Here is a 714-nt window from a genome sequence, read left to right as displayed (position 1 = left end):
CGGATATCGTGTCTCGCTACAAAAGAATGAAAGGTTATAATGTCCTTCATCCGATGGGCTGGGATGCGTTCGGATTGCCTGCTGAGCAGCATGCGCTTGATACAGGAAAGCATCCGCGTGATATTACGTTTGTAAACATCGATAATTTCCGCAGACAAATAAAATCACTTGGCTTCTCATACGATTGGGATCGCGAGATTAGTACAACCGATCCTGAATATTATAAATGGACGCAATGGATTTTTATCCAATTGTACAACAGAGGACTCGCTTATGTTGCTGAAGTATCAGTTAACTGGTGTGAAGCTCTTGGAACGGTGCTTGCCAATGAAGAGGTTATTAACGGCCTAAGCGAGCGGGGCAATCATCCCGTTGTTCGCAAGCCTATGCGTCAGTGGATTTTGAAAATTACAGAATACGCAGATCGTTTGTTGGATGATTTGGAAGAACTGGACTGGACAGAAAGCATTAAGGATATGCAGCGCAACTGGATTGGAAAATCCAAAGGAGCTGAGGTTACCTTTGAGATTGACGGTCATGATTCCGCATTGGTCGTATTTACGACTCGTCCAGATACATTGTTTGGCGCGACTTATTGCGWACTCGCTCCTGAGCATGAGCTTGTTGCAAAAATCGTAACGGCAGAGCAAAAAGAAGCAGTTGAAGCTTATCAACTGGCAGCATCGCGCAAGAGTGATTTGGAGCGTACTGATT

The 714-nt window shown here is 44.7% G+C and carries 1 protein-coding gene; it reads left to right on the top strand.

Annotation, left to right across the window (positions count from 1 at the left end):
* The coding region (locus AC1DSE_RS36070) for a class I tRNA ligase family protein (protein WP_477529219.1) at positions 1–714 on the top strand (714 nt) is incomplete at both ends.

Source organism: Paenibacillus sp. 01L418, assembly GCF_056400045.1.
Note: the sequence above shows the minus strand (reverse complement) of the source record. Positions and strands in the feature narration are given on the sequence as shown.